The organism is Paenibacillus soyae (assembly GCF_024623455.1).
In the GTDB taxonomy this organism is placed as follows: domain Bacteria; phylum Bacillota; class Bacilli; order Paenibacillales; family Paenibacillaceae; genus Pristimantibacillus; species Pristimantibacillus soyae.
Genome location: NZ_JANIPJ010000005.1, coordinates 197062 through 216539, shown reverse-complemented (window position 1 = coordinate 216539; position 19478 = coordinate 197062). Strand labels below are relative to the sequence as shown.

Below are 19478 nucleotides of genomic sequence, written 5' to 3'. Positions count from 1 at the left end.
GTCCTCTTATTGACTAATAAACCACATCCAGAATACCCATGCCGCGAACGAGGGATAGATGAATAACGCCATCAGCCACTTCAACACGGCGAATAACCGCAGCTTCACGATGCCCCAGCAGAGAAAATAAATCAGCAGCCCTGCCAGCGCACCCCCGACGAAGGCGATAGACGGTCCGGAAAAGTAGGAGAACAAAAAAATGTAAAACAGCAAAAATACCGCTAAGATAACGACGGCCGTCCATCTCCAGCCTTTGCGTCCGGTCTCGCGAGTCTCTTCGCTCTCTTGAACGGCAGCAGGAGCGGCATGCAGCCAGTCCATGCTTAGCAGCAGGACCAGAAACCCGATCGTGGTCCCCGCGGGTTGTTCGCCAACTGGCAAGAAGGCCATCCATACGAACAGCAGCGCGGCGGTGCCGCGGCCAATCAGTCCCGTTCCCCTCTTCGCCAGCAGCTTAAATGCCGCAAGCGGTACCTCAAGCAGCTTGCGCTCGGCCTCCGCATTCTCCGCCCCCTTCGCGAGCCCGGCCAGCATAAGAAGAGCTCCGCTTAGCGTTACCGCGAGCCAGATGGCGAACAGTGTAAACAAAACGATGAAAGTATACGTCCAAGCGCTGGGCACTCCGCCAGCAACATCGTTAAATATTCGGTACGTTAAATGAACGAGCCCGAACTGGGCAATCGCAAATACGACCGTCCACAGCACCGTCCCCGCTAACGGCTTCCCCGGAAAATTCGCCTCTTGGGCATGTCCGCTTCTTCGCGACAGGAATGTATACCGAATCCCACAACCCGCCAAGTAGACGCCAATCGCGAGCAGAAGCGCCGTGTCGAACGACCATTGTCCTTTGTTGTAAATGAGCCAAATAAAACTGCCCAGCCATATCGAGCTTAGCGCCCTCTGCAGATGCGTACCCACAACCCTTCTCCTCCTTGGAACGTTCTTGATAACGTAATCGTATCAGAGTTGCATGGAAAGTAAAGGAAAAAGTTAAGCAATGGCTTCCGAAGTCACACTGCGTTTAAGGAGGTTGATGATGGGGCGTCATATTCTCCAAATTTTGTTGAGTATCCTGTTAATCCTCGTTCCAACGATATTCGTCGCCCATGGGTATTGGCAGAACAGCCGGCCGAAAATCGGCGTGGACAGACCGGAATTCGAGCTTTCTCCCTTTCAATGGGTCATACTCGTACTATACGTCATTGCAGGGATTCTTTTTCTCATTGCAGGCATCGCAAGATATAGAGCTCATAACAAGGACCAACAGTAAATCAAAAACGCCAAGACCGACGAATTTCATCGGCTTGGCGTTTCTTCTCTAATCCTTATACGGATCGAACTCGTCCGCGCCCGCCATGCAGACGCCGATCGGCTTCAGCACATGCAGCACGTCGATCGTCTCGGCATGCGCGTCCAGCACCTCGCGCAGCTTGCGGTAGACGAACGGGCTTTCGTCCGTGCCCGCCCCGCGCAGCTCGACGCCGAAGTCGTGTACCGCTTCGCGCATCTGCTCCTCGGAGATCGCGCCGCCGGAGCGGGTGCGCGTCTTCCAGTTCATTTTGCCGGCGGCCTGCGTCCGGCTCATAATGCGGCCCGCGCCGTGCACGGTGCTGTAGAACGACTCCCGGTTCTCCTCCGTGTCCTTGCCTCGCACGATGACGGAGATGTCGCCCATGCTCCCGCCGATAAAACCAAGCTGCCCCGGCGCGGACGGCGTCGCGCCCTTCCGCACGACCACCGTCTCGCGGCCGTCATGCACTTCCCGCCACGCGAAGTTGTGATGGTTGTGCACCTCGAAATCCGCTTCGGCCCCCAGAAGCCCTAGCACCTGGCGGATGACATAGTCCCTTCCGGCGTAAGCGTAGCGTCCCGCCAGCTTCATCGCGCGTTCGTACATATCGCCGACCTCGCTCGCGAGGTCCAGCAGCACCGGAGGCTGATCCATCGATTCGCCCGGCGCTTTGCCGAGAAATTCGCGTCCCGCGGCCAAGTTCAGGAAGCCGCTGGCCGTTTTATGCCCGAAGCCTCTGCTCCCGAAGTGGTTGCCGACCCATAGTCTCCCCGTATCCGTATCCTCGAACAGATCGACGTAGTGGTTGCCGCTGCCAACCGTGCCGAGCTGGTCGCGCGCCAGCGCCTTCAGCTTGTCGTGCTCCTGACGGCCAATCGCGGCGTACACGCTCCAGTCCGGATCGTCGAACAGCTCGTGGTCGACCCTCTCGCTGTTCGCCCGGCCGATGCCGAACGAAACCTTGCGCGCAAGCTCGTTCATGACCGCGCCGAGCCGCGGCTTGATGTCCCCCGCCATCAGATTCGTGCGGACCGCCTTGTTACCGCAGCCGATGTCGTAGCCGACGCCCGACGGCGAAATTTGCCCCTCGTAAGCAATGACGCCGCCGATCGGCTGGCTGTAGCCTTTGTGATGGTCCGCCATGAGCAGCGCCTGGACGACGTTGCCGTGCTCGGCGCAGGTCTGCGCTTGCGACAGCGCGCCTTCGTCGGGAGTCCCCCAGACGCGCACGCCGCCGATTGTTTGGTAAGCCATGTTCGTTCACTCCTTCTATCCTTGCGCAAATCCCTTACAATCTTGGATCAATATCCTTCTCCTTCGCGACCTCGAACAACAGACTGGCCGCAATTTCCTTGTACCGTTCATTCTCCGGCGAGATGTCGTCCAGCTTGATCGCCAGCAGCTGCTGCCCTAGCCGATGCTCGCTCAAGGACGTGCGGAGCTTCGGGGTTATATTTTTCTGCTTCAATAGCTTATCGTATTTGTGCGGGAACTTGTAGTCATAGCCATAAATGATGGACAGATAGCCGGGGTTGCGAACCTTCAAATACGGTACGGCACCCTGCGCCTCCCGCTCCGGCTTGATGACGACGCCCTCCATGCCCTGCTCTACCGTCAGCGTCCGGAAGAATTGCTCTGCCGCATTATAGGAGGAAGCCTCGTTCAAATCAAGCACCAAACATCGGTCGTCGTTCAGCAGCCGGTACATCTCGGAAGTGTCCGCGTCAGGCAAGCGCTCCTCCCCGTTCGCCAGCATCTCCTTCAGAATGGCAAATGGCTTGTAAGACAGCTCCGCATCCGCCGCGTACAGCTCCAGCTGCTGATCGTACGTGCGGTAAGCTTCCTCGTGCATCTCCAGCGGAACGAACGAATCGCGAACCTCGCGCACATATTTATAGGTCTGGTACACATGCGCGCCGTATTTGTCCGACAGCGCCGCCTTGGAGGCGGTGTGCTGCTCCTTCTCGAAGCCGCTCGCCGCGTATTGAGTGATTAATCCGGACAACGCCTCCTCGAAGCCATGCGCCTTAAGGAAAGCTAGCTCCGACTCGAGCGCCTTGCCGATCGGCTTGAATTGACGCTCGATCAGCCCTTCGCCCAGCGCCTTCCATGGCAGAAGCTCGCCGTCCAGCAGCAGGCCGTCCAGCGCATTGGCGTCCATATATCCGCCCAGTCTCTCGAGCAGCGAATGATAGACCGGCGCCATGTCGACCGCCTTAATCTTATAGCCGTTGCGGCTGATCGCGTAGCAGCGCTCCGGCTCCCGGAACAGGTACACGTTGCATCGGGAGCCCATATATTTGGGCTGCAGGACCACCTTGCCGGCGCCTCTCTCGCGGAAATAGTCCAATCCGCGCGCCAGCGACTCCAGCTCGCCGGCCGCCATATCCTTGTCGGCCGGCGACATCGTGCCGGAGATGAAGTTGACCCGGTTCCGGGAGCTGTAACGCAGCCGGCGAACCGATGCTTCGTCCAGTTCTTTCACGTCGACCTTCTTCTCTGCCTGAAACAATATCGGCAGCTGCTCTTGCAACGCCGCGTTGCCGGAACGGAAGCTTTTGAAAAACGGCTTGAACGTGACCGTCACCGTCGTCAACGCGTTGCCGTGCGCACAGCCGGAGTCGAGGTGGATCTTGTTGCGGATGCGGAACGCTTGCTTGGCCGCGATATGCCCGAACAGATGGTAAGGATGGCTGCCGGCCGCCTCCTCTTGGAGGAATGACAGCTGCGCTTCGGTATCCGTCTCCCGATCCAGCCGGAAGTTGCGCTGATGGCGGGCCGAATTCGCGTCCAGCTTGCCGATATATTTGTTCCGGCACGGCGCGTGCGTCACGTAATAAGATGGGCCCTGCGTGCCCACGTGCCTGTAGAACGGCTGGGCGCTTTCGACGAGGGCGTAGAACTTCTCCCGAAGCGCCGCATCCTGCGCCAGCACCGGCACGGAATCGAAGTATGTCTCGAGCAGCCCGGGATCCGCCCCGTCGATGTCGCCCTTCAAATATTTGTACACGAAGTTTTCGTGGTTGCCGAGCACGAATAGGAAGAACTCCCGATTCGTATACAGAAACTCGACGACGCCGCGCGTTTGCTTGCCTTTGTCGATCCAGTCCCCGGCGAGAATGACGCGGGTATCCCGCACGCGGTCCGTCGCCTCTAGCCGCCCGTCATCCCCGACATGGAAGCCGTGGCTCCGAAGCAGCCCTTGCAGCTCGGCCACGCATTCATGCACGTCGCCGACGACGATGTACTTCTGATCCTGCGGAAGATGCGCCGCCATGTAGGCGTTCCAGTCCGCGATGTCTACGGTGTACGCCGGATTGCCTGCTCCCGTCGCCGGGTCGTAGAAGTCCTTGGCGCGCACCTTGTGAACGGCCGCGTAACCTTCGCGCGACAGCACCGGCAGCACTTCCCTCCGGAGACGGTTCAAGTGGCCGCTGATGAGCTTCTTCGACCGTTCCGAATTATAGTAATCTTCGCGCTTCCGGTAGTCGAATAGGACAACCTCCACGTTGTAGTTGTTTTCCGCCGCGATCTCGCGCACCTGAGACCGGAAATCCTCGGCGAGGCCAAGCGTATCGACGATCACGAATTCCGCGTTAACCGGGAACGACGTCGCCACCTTCAGCTTCTCGAACAATAAGCGGAACGCGTGCGAGCTCGCCTCATGCATGACCTGCTCGTATTTGTCGTACCCGTAGCCGAGAAGCTCCTGCCGGATCGCGTCGGAGGACAAATATTGCACGTTCGCCCTCGCGTTCACGGCCGGCTCGAAGCGCTGCAGTTGCGGGATCAGCACCTCCTTCGAGAAGGTGGATTTACCGCATTCGGTCGTCCCGACCAGCAGAAAAATCGTATGCACTTTGGTCTTGATGTTCATCATGGTCTAAGCTCCCCTCCCGTATACGACAATGCCTTGCGTCGTGTGAATGCCGTCCACGCTGTCGCCGATGGCGACAACTTCATAGCGGAACGGCTCGCCGTCACCGCAGGCCGCCTCCAACGTTCGTCCGAACCATTCCTCGAACGCCGCGCGCCCCATCTCCCATTTGTGATCGTCATGCCGGAAGCTCTCCAGCTCGTAGTAACCGTTGAAGTCGGCGTTCGGCGTCGTAATGACGAACCTCTCGAACTGAATCGCGGTCATGATCTGACGGATGAAAGCCGCCGCGTCCTCCTCCGGCATATGCTCGATCACCTCGGTCAAAATGACGTCGACGGGCTCCCCGTTGTATGCCTCCAGGAAGTGGTCGAGCGACGCGAACAGCGCGATGTTGTCGATGTCTTTGGCCGCGGCTTTGCGCTGCACGATGGGATGCAGCTCCTCGTTAATATCGATGGCGTAATAGGTGTCCTCGATCTTCTGGGCGAACGGAATCGCGTAGAAGCCTTCGCCGCAGCCGACGTCCACGATCGGCCGTTCGAACTTCAGGCGGCTCCCGATAAAACTTCTCCGCTGCTGCGCCGTTCCTCCGTATTCCAATCGGATGGCGTAACGCCCGGTCCGCTCGATTTCCGCCTGGTACGCTTTGAACCGCTCGCGGGTCGTCAGGAAGCTTCTGGCGAACAGGCTGCGAATATAGAACGGCGCGTCGATGACGTTCAAGCTGCGAATGTATTTGTCCAGGACGGCGTCCGAAATGTCGATATATTCGTCCCCGAACACGGAGAGAAACAGACACAGCACGCTTACGACATGCAGCAGATGGTGAAGGCTTCTGCTCGTGGAGATCGTCAGGGCGTAGCTTTTGTGCGAGCGGTGCTCCAAGTCGAACTGGAAGCCGGGCAGATGCTTGCGGAAAAAATCGATGTAATGCCCCCGGTCCACGTGGATCATGTTGATGTAGAACGCGTTGTCGAACCCATCGGCATCCCGGTCGTCCAAGGATTTGAACGGCGAGGCGAGAAATTCATTAATGGCGTTAAGCGGGAACAGCGGCGTGTTGTACCGCGACACGTTCAAGTATTCGAAGCTCTCGCCCGCGTCCTGTTTATACGAGATGCCGTTATCGGCGTCTTTGAAGTAGACGTTGTACGTCTCGGCGTCCGAATACCAGCCGTAGGCCATGCCTTGCCGCACGGAGCGGAGCTGCATGCCGGTACCGGGATTTTTGCGGATCAAATAAGTAAACGACGGATTCGTCGATTTCAGTTGTACGATAGCCATAGGTTGTTTTCCCCTCTCCCTTGGTAAAAAAAGCGCGCCTGCGGGTTACTCCCACGCTTCCCGCAGCGCAGCGCGGAACAAATTGTCCAGCAAGCCGTCGACATCGGACTTGGCGGCCTGCATCTTGAATGCCTCTTGCTCCAGATGGACGAGCTGGCGCTCAATATAATCATTAAGGACATGAAGCTTCGGCTCGTAATCGAGCTCCTCGCCCGCTTTCTTGCGCGCCAGCAGCTCTTCGATTAGAAGACGGAGCTCGCCGCCTGCCGGCACGAGGTCGCAGACGAGCTTGTCGAACGTCATCGGCGGCATTTCGCCGTACTTGCGGATCCATTCGCAGGCGAGGATCGGACGCAGCACGTAAAAATATTTTTTGATCCGCACGCTGTCGCCTTGCAGATACGTTCTGTAGTTGCCGCGCGCCATGTGCAGATAATGATAGATGCTCGCCTTGGGCGAAAAAGCCTGCCCGCTGAGCTCGCGAAGCCGATCCGCCGTGCCGTGCGCTTCGGAGTAAACGATCGGCGAACCGAGCCACTCCATGAGCGGGGGATTCGACTTGCGGAACAGGTTCAGCGTCTTGCGCAGATCCCAGCCGCTAATATCCAGCATGTCGCTAATCGGGCGCTCGATGACGTCGCGCTTATCGAAGATCGACAAGTACCAGTCGACCGGACGAATATAGATAAACCGGACGTCGTAATCACTGTCCCGCGACGGGAAGCCCCATGCCCGGCTGCCGGACTCGCAGGCGTATAAAATTTTGATGCTCTCCTCGGCTTCGAGCCGCTGCAGCTCGCTGCGAATCTCGGCTGCTATCGTCGCCGATAGGTTGTCGGTCGCGTCATGACTCATGCTGATTGCTCCTCTCTATCATTGCCGTGCGCGCCTGACTGGTCGTTTCGGCGCTTCGTTATTAGCTGCCCCCATTGTCTCCCAATCGCGCGCGCGCGAACAGGGCGAAAGTATGGCGACGCCCCATTTTTCCCATTTTCCCCTTTTTCCCGGAATGTATCGTGTTAAAATGGATGTACTTACTTCGGAGAGAGGGGGCATCGGGCCATGGCAAGGGAAAGCTTCGACAAAGAGATTCAGTTTCTTCGGCTGCTCGCGCTGACGGGCGGCGCTTATAGCAGGCAGCAATTCGCGGCCCGGCTCGGCATTTCCGTGCACACGTACGATAAGACGCTTCGTTACCTAAAGGAAATGATGAACGCCGGGCAGCACGGCCTTACGAAGGAGCAAGGCGCGGAGCTGGCGGAGGGTTTGCGCTATAACCACTACGAGTCCGCCGATCCGCTCCTCTTATTCCTCTATCGTGCGAAGTCGCTGAAGGAAACGGAGAGCATCCGGCTGGCGCTCATTATGTCCGCGCTGCGCGAGCGCGAGCTTGCGGCCAAGGAGCTCATGGACTTCCTCTGCGACGAGCTGCCTGCCGACTTGCCCGCCCCCGACGAGAAGACGATCCGCGGCGATCTGAAATATCTCGAAGAGGTCGGCGTCATAAGGCGGGCGGATGACAAACGTCCTTTCCGCTACCGCGCGCGAACCGAGCTCGTTGACCGTCTCACGGACGACGAACTTATCGATCTGTACGATTTCGTGGACGTTCTGGCCAATACGCAGGTGCCCTCCGTCCAAGGTTATTTGCTGCGGGACACGCTGAAGAAGGCGCTCAAGGCGCGCGGTCTTCATTCCGAAGTTACCGAGACGCACGTGTACAAATACCATTTTCACTCTCGCATCTTGGACGAAGCCCATCTATTCACGATCTACAAGGCGATCGAGAGCCGGCGGAGGCTGAAATTTCTGTACCTCTCCCCCAAGAAGGGAACGCGCTATAACTCCAAAAACACGAACCCGCTGTTCGAACGCCAAACGGAAGGCCTGTACGAAATTATCCTGCCGCTGAAGGTCATTTATGACCACCAATACGGCAGATGGTATCTCGTCGGGCATAACGCCCGCCAAGGGCTGATGAAATTCCGAATGGAGGGATTGACAGAGCTCGAGGCGACCGAGGAAGTGAGCCAAGAGGAATTCGCGATGAGGCTGGACAGCGCGGAGGAGAAGCTGAAGATCAGCTGGGTAATCGATACGTCGAGGCCGTTCAAGGTCGTCGTCCGTTTCTTCAATCCCGAGGGCACCCGCAACAATTTCGTGAAGGACCGCGTGCTCTCGCAAGGGCAATGGGGCACCGTCACCGACGAGACCGACGAGACGTTCCTCTACGAAATCACGGTGAACGGCCTGACGGAGATAAAGCCTTGGCTGCGGAGCTTCGGTTCCAGCTGCGAGGTGCTCGAGCCGGCATGGCTCCGCAAGGAATTTATTCAGGAGTGGAAGGAGCTCTACGCGTATTATGAACCCGTTCGAGAAGATCTTTAATTACCAAATCATCTCGCGGCTCGAGGAGACGGGCTCCTACGCGCTCACTTCGCAGGAGCGCTCGTGGCTGAAGGCGATGCTGGAGCGCGAGGCGGCAGAACCGGCGTTCGAGAAGAGCACGCGTGAGAAGCTCCGGGAGATGCTGCATGAGGAAGAAGATTACCGTCTGCAAGAGATTATAATCGAGCGCGGACGAAGCGAGGTTCGCCAAATCTACCACCCGCTCCTGCGGCAGCTTCGCCGCTCGATAGCGGACGGCAAAGGCATCCGGATGAGTATCGCCCTCAAGCACGGCGGCGTCCGGTCCCGTCAGTCCGGCATTCCCTTCAAGCTGGAGTATTCGATGGTGAAGCGGGAATGGTACTTGCTCTGGTACGAGACGCGCCGCCGCGCCCTGATGTCGACCCGGCTGCGGAACATCATCTCGCTGGAGGAATGGGAGCCATCCCGTCAGCGGACGGCCGAGGCCAAAGCATGGCTGGCCCGGGCGCTTGCCCAGCGCGTCCGCTCCGCGGAGGTGGAGGTCGTGAAGGGCTACAACGCGGAGCTGTCCCGCATTCTATCCGCGTTCTCCTGCTTCGATAAGAGCGTTTCCTTCGACGAGGACAGCGGCATTTACCGCATTCGTATCCAATATCTCGGGGACGAAAGCGAATTTCTGCTGTCGAGAATCCGCTTCCTCGGCCTGCGCGTCCGCATCGTCGAAGGCGAATATATGAAGCGCCGCATGCTGGAGTCGGCCACCAAGACGCTGCGAAGGTACGGCGAGCTGGAGGAGTCCGCACCCGTTGCCAGCGCCGATGAAGCAGACAAGCGGCTATCCGCTCAGGAAGCGGAGGGCTCGACATCCTCTTCGCCGGCCGACGGCGGCGGCGTCCACTGACCGGTGAATTCCGCATCGCCATAGGCATAGAAGTTGCGAAGGATCGTCTCCCTGTCATCCATGAACAGCTGATCCGCGATGGAGGACACGAGCTTCGGAATGGCGAATCTCATGCCGGATATCGCGGATGCGGACAATCCGCAGCTAACCATTACCGAATAATTGAAAGCGAATAAGCCGTGAAGCCTGCGTGCTCCCTCCTCCGTGCGGCCCGTAAATCCGAAGCCCGGCATCAAATACGGATGGGCGTCCAGCATCGGGCTCGCGACCTCGGCCGGGGCGGCGTAGCGGTCCGCCCAGCGCGCGATATCGCCTTCGACGAGACGCAGCTCCGGACGCAGCGCCGGATCCGATACGAGACCGGTGCTGATCATGAGGAAGTCGTACCGGAACCTTCCCTGCGGCGTGGTCACGACGACTCCTTCATCCGCGGGAGCCGCATCCAGCCAAGGAGAGCCGAGATGCAGACGGAAGCCCGGGTAAGCCGCCGCTCTCGCGAACGTGTCGTTGGTCGGCGGCTGGTTATGCTTATAGAAATGCGCGATGACCGCATATTTGTCCGCGTCGGAAAGCGCCTGGAATCGCTCGATCATGCCCGAGCCCTCCATTTGGCGGATCGGGTTGACGCGCGGCAGCTCCTTGCGCCGCACGAACACATGCGCCTCGGCCGCGCCTTCGGACAGCGCGTACTGCGCATTGTCGAAGGCGGAAGCGCCTCCGCCCAGCACGGCTATCTTTTTCCCCCGCAGCCTGCGGAAGTCGATGGCCTCGGACGTGTGGGCGTAGAGATGGCGCGGCACTTTATGTTTGATCAGCTCCGGCACATGCCATTCGCCTCCTCCCTGGATGCCCGTCGCCAGGACGACCTTGCGGGCGAATAATTGCTGCTTGGCCAGGCTCCCCGGGCTTTCCAGATGCAGGCGATGCAACCCTTGGCTAATCGGCTCGATGAGCGTCAGCTTCGTTTCGTTGACGACGGGAAGCTTCAGGACGCTCCGGTACCAGCGCAGGTAATTCATCCAGTCGCCTCGCGGTATTTTATCGACTTCTGCCCAAGCCTCCGCTCCCTTCTGCGCCTCCCACCATGATCGGAAGGTCAGGGATGGGATGCCTAGATCGATGGAGGTCAGGTGCTTCGGCGTTCGAAGCGTCACCATCCGGGCGTACGTGTCCCAAGGACCTTCGAGCCCCTCCGGATTGTCGTCGATGACGAGAATGTTCGGGATCCGCTCTCGAAGCAAGCCGAATGCGAGCCCAAGCCCGCTCTGCCCTCCGCCCACGATGACGACGTCGTACACGTGATCCTCATCATGCTTCATCTCCCGCACCCAGTTCGCCCCTCCATAGGCCAAATAGGATAAATCGGTTGCCACTCGTTCATTCAGCGCCTCTATGCTCATGCGGATCAGCCCTCCACGTAGAAGTTTTCCATCACCATACCCTATGCTACGAACAGCTTATGTCATGTAATCTGACATTGTTTTTTTCATATCTTATCGCGTTTTCCGCCGCTTTTAAAGCCTTCCGCAACTTTATGGTGATTCCGACCAAACGCTTCAAATTGCAATGTGCACAATGACCAATAGATTGTGCTTCTTGGGCCGGGGCTGGGGCTGGGGCTGGAGCACGATTAGACGTTTGTGACACCTCTATTTGCTCCAGACCGCCTCTTCAGCACGTTTAGGCGTTTGTGGCACCTCTATTTGCTCCCAACCTGCCTCTTCAGCACATTTAGACGTTTGTGGCACCTCTATTTGCTCCAGACCCGCCTCTTCCGCACATTTAGAGGTTTGTGGCACCTCTATTTGCTCCGGACCAGCCACTTCCGCACATTTAGGCGTTTGTGGCACCTCTATTTGCTCCGGACCTGCCTCTTCAGTACATTTTGACGTTTGTGGCACCTCTATTTGCTCTGGACCTGCCTCTTCAGCACATTTAGAGGTTTGTGGCACCTCTATTTGCTCCGGACCTGCCTCTCCAGCACATTTAGGCGTTTGTGGCACCTCTATTTTCCCCAGACCCGCCTCTTCCGCACATTTAGACGTTTGTGGCATCTCTATTTGCTCGACAGCTTCATCATTATCCATTTACTTGCCAACTGCGGAGCTAGACGCTATACTTATACCTAGATTTACGATGCATAGATTACATAGGGTTTGGAGGGCATGCCGCCGCATGAAAATTAACAAGGAGCTCATGAAGGGGAGCACAGTCATGATGATTCTGTCGCTTCTCGCGCGCAAGGACATGTACGGTTACGAGATGACCAAAGAAATCGAACGAACTTCCGCGAGCGTGTTCACGTTGAAGGAGGGCACGTTGTACCCCATCCTCCATACACTGGAATCGGATAAGCTTGTCGAGGCGTACTGGCAAGAGGAAGGCGGGCGCAAACGCAAATATTACCGAATCACCGAAAATGGGCGACGGCAGCTGGAGGAGAAGCAGCAGGAATGGTCACTCTTCCGCACGACGGTTGACCGCGTCATTGGGGAGGGATCGGTATGAGCGAACGCGACTGGATTTCTCAGCATCCTGCCGTGCGAAGCTATATCTCGGAAATTTGCGGACAAGTGAAAGCGAAGGATGTCCATGGGGACATCGAACAAGAAATGGTATGCCATATCGAAGAGCTGGCCGAAGAGAAGCTGGAGTCCGGGATGTCGAGGGATGAGGCGATTGCCGAAGCGCTGAAGCATATGGGCGGAGCTGTGGAGGTAGGCAGAGGCTTCCATGCCGTCCATCGTCCGAAGCCGGAATGGAGCGTAATCGCTCTAATAGCAGGCATGATTGTGATTGCGGTGCTGGCGTTGTTTGCCATGCCATCCAATCAAGACGGAAACCAGGCTGCTAACTTCGTAAAATGGATTTGCGGCGGGACTGGAATCGCGTTAATGATTGCATGTTATTTTGTGGATTACCGGAGGCTGTTGAAGTGGTCGTGGCTGCTTTACGGAGCGACGATTGGGCTGATGATGTATGCATGGCTATTCGGACCGGTTATAAACGGCGCTCGGAAAATACTGAAATTCGGACCTTTTAGCCTGGATGTATTCACAGTGTCGTCCTATCTCCTGTTAATCGCGATTGCAGGACTATTGGTCCAAGAGAAGCAGGGTAATTCCATTCATCAGTACTCGAAATGGATTATTGCAGCGAGGGGAATAAGGAACCTTCTGGTATATGCATGGATACCCTCCTTCCTCTATCTGACGTCCCCCTCCATTGCATCGTTCATTCCGTACTTTGCGGCAATGGTCGTTCTTCTACTCTGGTCCGGAAGACTCCAACTGCTGATCGTGTCCGGAATATCCGTCTTGCTGGGAACTATTCTAATCCTCACCGATATATCCCGGCGAATGATGATGGAAGGAAGGCTAGAGCGGCTCCTCAACTGGGATAACAACTACCAGACGAAATTCACCCTGAATACGATCAAGTCCGGCGGCATGTGGGGTCAAGGATTTGCGTTCGGCCATACAAACAAGGAGCATGCGCCTATCGAGAGTTACAGCGAAATGTTGTTCCCCAACCTCGTCTACAGCTTAGGGTGGGTATTCGGAGCTTTCGTCATCATTGTCGTGCTTGGTTTTGTTCTCCGCACATTCCGGGTGGGCATGCGGCTGCATGATGATTACGGCAAATCCATTGTTTTCTCAGTAGGTACCCTATTCGCCGTCCGATTAATCTGGAATCTTCTGATGAGTGTCGGACTTGTTCCGGTAATCGGCTTCGACCTGCCGATTCTGAACTGGAGCTCCGTCACCATATTCGAATTTGCCGCGGCTGGCCTCATGCTGGGGATCTACAGACGCAGGGATATGATCGGTCGTCTCCAATCGAGTCATCCGGTTACTTAGCTTAGCTTGGCAGCGCGCCACCGGAATTAAGAAATGCTGCGAAACTACATCATTTCAACGCCACAATACGATGGATAAGAAAAATCCTGCACCGCGTGCAGGATTTTTCGCTGTTATGAGCGGATTGGCGGCCAATCGGGCGAAAATCCTGCAGTTTCGCAGCAATTTCCTGGATTTTACGAGTTGGCGAGCTAAATTGATGTATAATCGCATCATTTTCCGAATTTGTTGGTCCAGTCCGGCCCCTCAGCTCAACCCGCAATAGTCACTCCATACCCCGCTCCGCCTCCGAGCTCGATCTAGCCCATCATGCCCCTCCGCTCCCCAACTCCCTCACCAACAAATGCACCCGCTAAATCTCCTTCCGCCTCATATGCATCAGACCGCCGAACAAGAACACAAGGAAGCTTCCCGCGATCGTGAGCAGCACCGTCTCGAGCGGAATCGCGAAGCCCCCGAAGTCCATCGTGCCCGACGACAGCATGGCGAGAGACGGCTGCGCCCACGGGTAGAAGGGGCTGAATGTCTCGGAGTTCACGATCAGCATGTTCGGCAGCGTGAACGCTACGTTAATGGCAAGCGGCGCGGCGAAGCTGCTCCAGCCGATGGACGCCCACAGCTGCAGTGCCGCCAGCGGCAGGCAAGCCGCCCACCCGCTCGCAACCGCCGGAATGGCCAAGCCCCAGTCTATGCCGCCATCCAGACCATGATACTCCACCGCAACGACCAACGCGGCCAACATAAGCAGCTGCACAGCCGCTAGCAGCACGGCAACCGTAATAAACTTCGCCGCATACAACCCCGTCCTCGATACCGGCAGGGACAGCAGGCTTTTCCAGCCTCCGCCGCTATGCTCGAACCGGCAGACGAATGAAGAGAGGATCCCCGTCAACAGCGGCAGCAGCAGCAGCGCATGCAGGGTGAAAACGCCGGCCTGCAGAATCATGTAACGCTCCCCCGGCGCGACATCCGCGAGATTCGAGAAAATCCCGATCAGCATCGCCAGGACCGGACTGACGGGAACGAGCAGCCAAATCGGCGACTTCGCCAGCTTGAGCCGTTCAGAGGCCAGCAGCCCCATAAAGCTTCTTATGCCCATCTTAAGCCACATCCTTTCGGCTGAAGTGAACCATCCCAACAAGCAGAATGACCGCTCCGGCCAACAATCCCGCTCCAACAAACACCTCTTGCCCCGGCCCGGTGTAAGCCAGCATCGGCCAGCTGACCGGAAGCCATTCCGACACTCCGAACAGGGTGAACACGGCCAATACGATACCGATCGTGAGCGGAACCGCCTGGTTGCGGAATGTCATGCAAAGCCACAGAAACAACGCCAGAAACGGCCACGCGGCGAAATACGGGAGAAAGCTTAAAGCGAAAATATCCGCGACCGGCATATCGGCAGCGCGAAAACCAAGCGCCAAGCCAAGAACAACCGTCCCGACAACCAGCAAGGCGCAGGATACGCCCAGCATAACCGCCGCGACCGCGAACTTCGCCCCGAATACCGCCGTCCGCGGAATCGGCAGCGCGAGCAGCTGCTTCCACGAGCTGGTATAATGCTCGATATTCGCAAGCAGCGAGCTGAGAATGGTCATGCCCATCACCAGAGCGATCGGCACGAACATGAGCAGGCTGTCGAGCAGGCCGCCCCACAGATCTTCGGCGTAAAGCTTCATCAAATAATCGTAGCGAAGGCCGAAGTTCAGCACCTGCAAAGCGATCAATCCGACCGGGGCGAGACAGACGAGAAGCCACAATCCCTTTCCCTTGATCTTCAGGAGATCGGAGCGAAAAGCTTTAGCCAGCATCATCCCTGTCCCTCCCCTACGATGCGAAGGAACAGCTCCTCCAGCGACTTGCGCCGCTCCTCCGCCCGATATACGGAGTGACCGGCCATTACCAGCTCCTGGACCGCTCTGGATACGATGGCGTCATCCGTGCCGTCCAAATTCAAATGCTCTCCCGCCAGCGAGGAATCGATGCCGCAGCCGTCCAGCAGCACCATCGCCCGCTCAGCATCCGATACGCGAAGCGAAACGCAGCCTCTAGCTTGCTGCTGCAAGCTTTCCAGCGTATCCTGGAAGACCAGCTCGCCTTGGCGGATGATGCCGACCTTGTGCGCCATCTGTTCTACCTCGCTAAGCAAATGGCTGGAGATTAACACCGTTATCCCGTACTCCCTTGGCATCGACTTAATCAGCTCGCGGATTTCCAGAATGCCCGCAGGATCCAGCCCATTCGTCGGTTCGTCCAGGATCAGCAGCTCGGGACTGCCGAGCAGAGCGCCGGCAATGCCTAGGCGCTGCTTCATCCCAAGCGAAAAACCTTTAACCGGGCGCTTCGCTTCCTTGGATAACCCGACGATGCCGAGCACCTCGCCGATCCGCTCCTTTGGCGCGTCAATGATTCGCCGGATCGCCTCCAGATTGTCCGTAGCGCTGAGATGCCCGTAATAAGACGGGTACTCCACAAGCGATCCGATCCTCCGCAGGATGGACATTTTGTTCTTATGAAGAGGCTGTCCGAACATCCGGATCGCCCCGCTCGACGGCTGGATGAGTCCAAGCAGCATGCGGATCGTCGTTGTTTTGCCCGCGCCGTTCGGTCCCAGGAAGCCGTAAATTTCCCCTTTTCCAATTTTCAAGTTCAGATTCGATACCGCGTAGCGCCCTTTATATCTCTTGCCGAGCGCGCTCGTCTCGATTACCCATTCCTTCATTTCCCTCACCTCGGTTATCAGCTTACAAGGCCAAGGTTAAGGTAACGAACGGCGAAGTTTAAATTCTGTTTAAAAAACAAAAAAAGCCGCCCAATAAGGCGGCCCTGTAATCCTACCGAGGAGGCAGACTAAATCGAAATCTCGAATTCATTCACGAAAACGGCATTGCCCGTCACTTCGATAACATCGCCGTTCGTTACACGGACCCGGACTCTGCCGTCTCTCCCCAGCTCCTGCCCCTGCTCGATCAGAAGGTCAAAGGATGAATCCGAGCCCTTGCTCAAATATTTGGCGTAGTAAGCCCCCATCACACCCGAGGCGGTACCCGTAACGGGATCCTCGATCGTGCCCGAATACGGCGATGAGAAATGCCGGGCATGCATATGCGCCGAAGGATCATGGGTCTCCAAGCAAAAAGGATGGATAGACGCTCTTGGCATCTCTTTCAAAATAGACGGAAAAAGCGCGTTATCAGGCCTCATTCGGCTGAAAGCCTCCAAGGTTCTGATCGGGATCAACAAGGTCCATGTGCCCGTGCTGCCGTAGACGATCGGCATTTCCTTCTCGATATCGCTCTCTTCTATTCCCATAGAATGTGCCAGAGCATGCAGAGAGCCTGCGAACTCACGAAATTCCGGAGCCGCCTGCCTCATGGTGATCCATAGCCCGTTGTCGGCAGCCAGTCTGATCGGCAGCACACCGGCTTTTGTTTCGATGGTCAACTCGGCCAAATCGCTTAGCAGACCTCTCGTCTTCAGGGCATAGATCGTAGCCATCGTGGCATGGCCGCATAGATTGATTTCATGACCGGGAGTAAAAAAACGAATCCTAACATCCGCCTTGTCCGATTTCATCGGAAAAGCCGTCTCGTTGAAGCCTACCGCTTCCGCCGCTTGCCGCATTTGTTCCTCGGTAAGGTCATCCCCATCCAACAACACGACCCCGGCCGGATTTCCCATATGGGGAATCGAACTGAACGCGTCATAATGATACACCTTCACTCGTTTCATCTGCTATCCCCCCAAGTCTCACTGCTGCCAGACTGGTATATCAAAATACGCGTCCCTATCTCCGAGCTTTCCCGCTCCCAAGCGAGCCCCATCTCGCGGAGCAGATACTCCACGATCGCCAGCCCGATCCCGGCGCCCTTGCCTTCCGAGCTTCCGCTCAGACCCGGCCCCCGGTCCTCGATGACCAGCATGAGGCGGCCGTCTCTCCGCTCGGCGTACAAGCCCGCGTACCTGCCGCCGGCGGCATGCCGGACGATATTTTGAAACAGGTTGTCCAGAATGCGACGGAACGCCAGCTTATCGACCTTCCACACAAGCGGGTCCGCAGGCAGTCGAATATCGGCTTCGATGCCTGCCTTCTCCCATACCGGATACCAAGCCGCAGCGCTCTCCCGGGCCAACCTCCACACATCCGCCGGCTCAGGCTCCAGCCGATACCGGCCGCTTGTCATCAGCGTGTAGGCCAGCAAATTGTCGATCAGCTCGCCTAGTCCGTCTGCCTTACGCTCCAGGGTGGCCAACGACTCCTTGCCCGCGCCGCTCAGCGGCTCCTTGCCTAGCGTATACAAGTGACCCCGCATCACGGTAAGCGGCGTCCTCAGATCATGCGACAGATTGGAAATGAGCTTCTTGCGCAGCTCTTCCTCTTCCTGCTGGCGCTCCCGTCCGGCCTTCAATTGCTCGACCATGCCGTTAAAGGCCCCTTCCAGTCCGCCGATTTCATCCGCCCTCTTCACCTCGACGGGAGCGGGAAGCCCATGCTCTCCCCGCTTCGACATAGCCGCCTGCAGGAGCAGGAGCCGCTTGCGAATACGCAGGAAAAACAACAGCGACAACGCCGTAAACAAGACGAAGCTCACGCAAACAAACGCGACAAAAAACGTCGTGCCGCTGCCGCTCGAAGGCCCCGCTTCCACGAGCTTGCGCGGCAGCTGCAGCGCCATGAACGCCGCTTCCCCGTTGTTCTCTCCGAGAAACGCCACCACCGTAAACGGATCGCCACCGACGCTCGTCTTCATAAACCGGACTGCATCGTCCGCCGACCAATGGTCCGGCACGCCGCCCTCGCCTTCCGCGTCCTCCGGCAACCGAAGCCGAGTTTGCCCTTCCGCATCGACCCAGAACAAGGAGGCCTCGGGATACTCGTCCGCCAGCGCGCGAAGCCGGGCATTCACCTCATCCGGCCGTCCGCCTCGAAGAGACCTTGCCTCGGCATGCCAATCCATCTCCACCTCGCCCGCGTTGCCATATTTCATCGTGAAGCGCACGTCGTCGCCTCCGCCAATTGCGCTCGTCGTCATATAGACCAAGCTCGCCAGCGGAATAATAATCGGGATAAACAGGAAGCCGCTCACCACGATCAATATATACCGCGTCAGGAGCGATTGACGGGCGAAAAAGCCTTGTTTTCTTCTTCCGTCCCGCCTCGCGCTCATGCCCGCACCCGATAGCCGATGCCGCGCACCGTCTCGATGATGGCCGGCGCCGCGGGATCCTTCTCGATCTTCTCGCGGAGATAGCGGATATGGACCATCAGCGTCTTATCCCCTTCGAGATAGGGCTCGCCCCACACCGACTCGTAGATTTGTTCTTTGGTCATGATCTGGCCCAGATGACGGAGCAAATAGTTAAAGATGTGAAATTGTTTGCCGCTTAAAAGGATTTCCTCCCCCGTCTCGCCGTTCACGATCCGGTTCTCGCGTTCGTGCACGAGCAGATGCTTCACCTGCAAGGCTTCCGGAGCATGATTGCCGGAGCGCCGCAGCAGCACCTCGATTCTTGCCGTTAATTCATCCGGATGGAACGGCTTGGTGACGTAATCGTCCGCGAACTGCAGCCCCTGCAGCTTATCGTCGATTGCCGTGCGGGCCGACAGCATGAGAATCGGCAGCCCGGGCATCGCTTTTTTCAGCCTCTGTCCGACGGTAAACCCGTCAAGCCCCGGCAGCATGACGTCCAGAATGACCAGCTTGCAGCCTTCCGCCTGCTCCACCGCCTGCTCCCCGCTTCTCAGCCATTTCACTTCGTAGCCGCTGGAACGCAGATGCTGGACCACGAATGTCCCGATCTCCCGATCGTCTTCAATATATAACAGCTCGGTATTCATTTCCCCATGATCCTCCCGTCGCTTCTTGAACAAATTATAAGCCTATTGGAAAG

Annotated in this window: 17 protein-coding genes; 4 read left to right on the top strand and 13 right to left on the bottom strand. The window is 57.5% G+C overall.

What is annotated here, in order from left to right; genetic code table 11:
- Positions 1 to 6: 6 nt before the first annotated feature.
- From NQZ67_RS09545 to NQZ67_RS09525, 5 genes are all read right to left on the bottom strand, one after another.
- A complete protein-coding gene (locus NQZ67_RS09545) occupies positions 7 to 918 on the bottom strand; it encodes a dolichyl-diphosphooligosaccharide--protein glycosyltransferase subunit 2 (protein ID WP_257444943.1) in 912 nt (303 codons plus the stop codon).
- A 400-nt stretch (positions 919 to 1318) separates the two neighbouring features.
- Entirely contained in the window at positions 1319 to 2545 is a 1227-nt protein-coding gene (locus NQZ67_RS09540) for an RtcB family protein (protein ID WP_257444942.1), read from the bottom strand.
- A 34-nt stretch (positions 2546 to 2579) separates the two neighbouring features.
- A complete protein-coding gene (locus NQZ67_RS09535; protein ID WP_257445086.1) occupies positions 2580 to 5168 on the bottom strand; it encodes a metallophosphoesterase in 2589 nt (862 codons plus the stop codon).
- Between the two features lie 6 nt (positions 5169 to 5174).
- On the bottom strand, positions 5175 to 6455 hold the full coding sequence (locus tag NQZ67_RS09530) for a class I SAM-dependent methyltransferase (protein WP_257444941.1): 1281 nt from the start codon (positions 6453 to 6455) through the stop codon (positions 5175 to 5177).
- Between the two features lie 45 nt (positions 6456 to 6500).
- Entirely contained in the window at positions 6501 to 7310 is an 810-nt protein-coding gene (locus tag NQZ67_RS09525; protein WP_257444940.1) for a nucleotidyltransferase domain-containing protein, read from the bottom strand.
- 207 nt (positions 7311 to 7517) lie between these two features.
- Here NQZ67_RS09525 and NQZ67_RS09520 point away from each other — a divergent pair, with 207 nt between their 5' ends.
- Together NQZ67_RS09520 and NQZ67_RS09515 are read left to right on the top strand one after the other, a co-directional pair.
- Complete coding sequence (locus tag NQZ67_RS09520; protein ID WP_257444939.1) at positions 7518 to 8843, top strand: helix-turn-helix transcriptional regulator; 1326 nt, start codon at positions 7518 to 7520, stop codon at positions 8841 to 8843.
- Complete coding sequence (locus tag NQZ67_RS09515) at positions 8818 to 9726, top strand: WYL domain-containing protein (RefSeq protein ID WP_257444938.1); 909 nt, start codon at positions 8818 to 8820, stop codon at positions 9724 to 9726. Before NQZ67_RS09520 ends, NQZ67_RS09515 begins: the two co-directional genes overlap by 26 nt.
- On the opposite strand, the gene NQZ67_RS09510 is transcribed toward NQZ67_RS09515, so the two are convergent.
- Positions 9669 to 11126, bottom strand: coding sequence for an FAD/NAD(P)-binding protein (locus tag NQZ67_RS09510; RefSeq protein ID WP_257444937.1), 1458 nt, complete (start codon positions 11124 to 11126; stop codon positions 9669 to 9671). The genes NQZ67_RS09515 and NQZ67_RS09510 overlap by 58 nt on opposite strands.
- Positions 11127 to 11375: 249 nt before the next feature.
- Positions 11376 to 11813, bottom strand: a complete 438-nt coding sequence (locus NQZ67_RS09505; protein ID WP_257444935.1) for a hypothetical protein — start codon at positions 11811 to 11813, stop codon at positions 11376 to 11378.
- An 88-nt stretch (positions 11814 to 11901) separates the two neighbouring features.
- Between NQZ67_RS09505 and NQZ67_RS09500 the strand changes: the two genes are divergently transcribed.
- Together NQZ67_RS09500 and NQZ67_RS09495 are read left to right on the top strand one after the other, a co-directional pair.
- Complete coding sequence (locus tag NQZ67_RS09500) at positions 11902 to 12234, top strand: PadR family transcriptional regulator (protein ID WP_257444934.1); 333 nt, start codon at positions 11902 to 11904, stop codon at positions 12232 to 12234.
- A complete protein-coding gene (locus NQZ67_RS09495; RefSeq protein ID WP_257444932.1) occupies positions 12231 to 13586 on the top strand; it encodes an FtsW/RodA/SpoVE family cell cycle protein in 1356 nt (451 codons plus the stop codon). Before NQZ67_RS09500 ends, NQZ67_RS09495 begins: the two co-directional genes overlap by 4 nt.
- A 352-nt stretch (positions 13587 to 13938) precedes the next feature.
- On the opposite strand, the gene NQZ67_RS09490 is transcribed toward NQZ67_RS09495, so the two are convergent.
- From NQZ67_RS09490 to NQZ67_RS09465, 6 genes are all read right to left on the bottom strand, one after another.
- Positions 13939 to 14685 (bottom strand): ABC transporter permease, encoded by a 747-nt coding sequence (locus NQZ67_RS09490; protein WP_257444931.1) that lies wholly within the window; start codon positions 14683 to 14685, stop codon positions 13939 to 13941.
- A 1-nt stretch (position 14686) separates the two neighbouring features.
- On the bottom strand, positions 14687 to 15400 hold the full coding sequence (locus NQZ67_RS09485) for an ABC transporter permease (protein WP_306812786.1): 714 nt from the start codon (positions 15398 to 15400) through the stop codon (positions 14687 to 14689).
- Positions 15397 to 16308, bottom strand: coding sequence for an ABC transporter ATP-binding protein (locus tag NQZ67_RS09480; protein WP_257444930.1), 912 nt, complete (start codon positions 16306 to 16308; stop codon positions 15397 to 15399). Before NQZ67_RS09480 ends, NQZ67_RS09485 begins: the two co-directional genes overlap by 4 nt.
- 128 nt (positions 16309 to 16436) lie before the next feature.
- Entirely contained in the window at positions 16437 to 17318 is an 882-nt protein-coding gene (locus NQZ67_RS09475) for a PhzF family phenazine biosynthesis protein (RefSeq protein WP_257444928.1), read from the bottom strand.
- Positions 17315 to 18754: a sensor histidine kinase gene (locus NQZ67_RS09470; RefSeq protein WP_257444927.1), complete on the bottom strand. Its 1440-nt coding sequence runs from the start codon at positions 18752 to 18754 to the stop codon at positions 17315 to 17317. The genes NQZ67_RS09475 and NQZ67_RS09470 overlap by 4 nt, the downstream gene beginning before the upstream one ends.
- Positions 18751 to 19425, bottom strand: coding sequence for a response regulator transcription factor (locus tag NQZ67_RS09465; protein WP_257444926.1), 675 nt, complete (start codon positions 19423 to 19425; stop codon positions 18751 to 18753). The genes NQZ67_RS09470 and NQZ67_RS09465 overlap by 4 nt, the downstream gene beginning before the upstream one ends.
- Between the last annotated feature and the right edge of the window lie 53 nt (positions 19426 to 19478).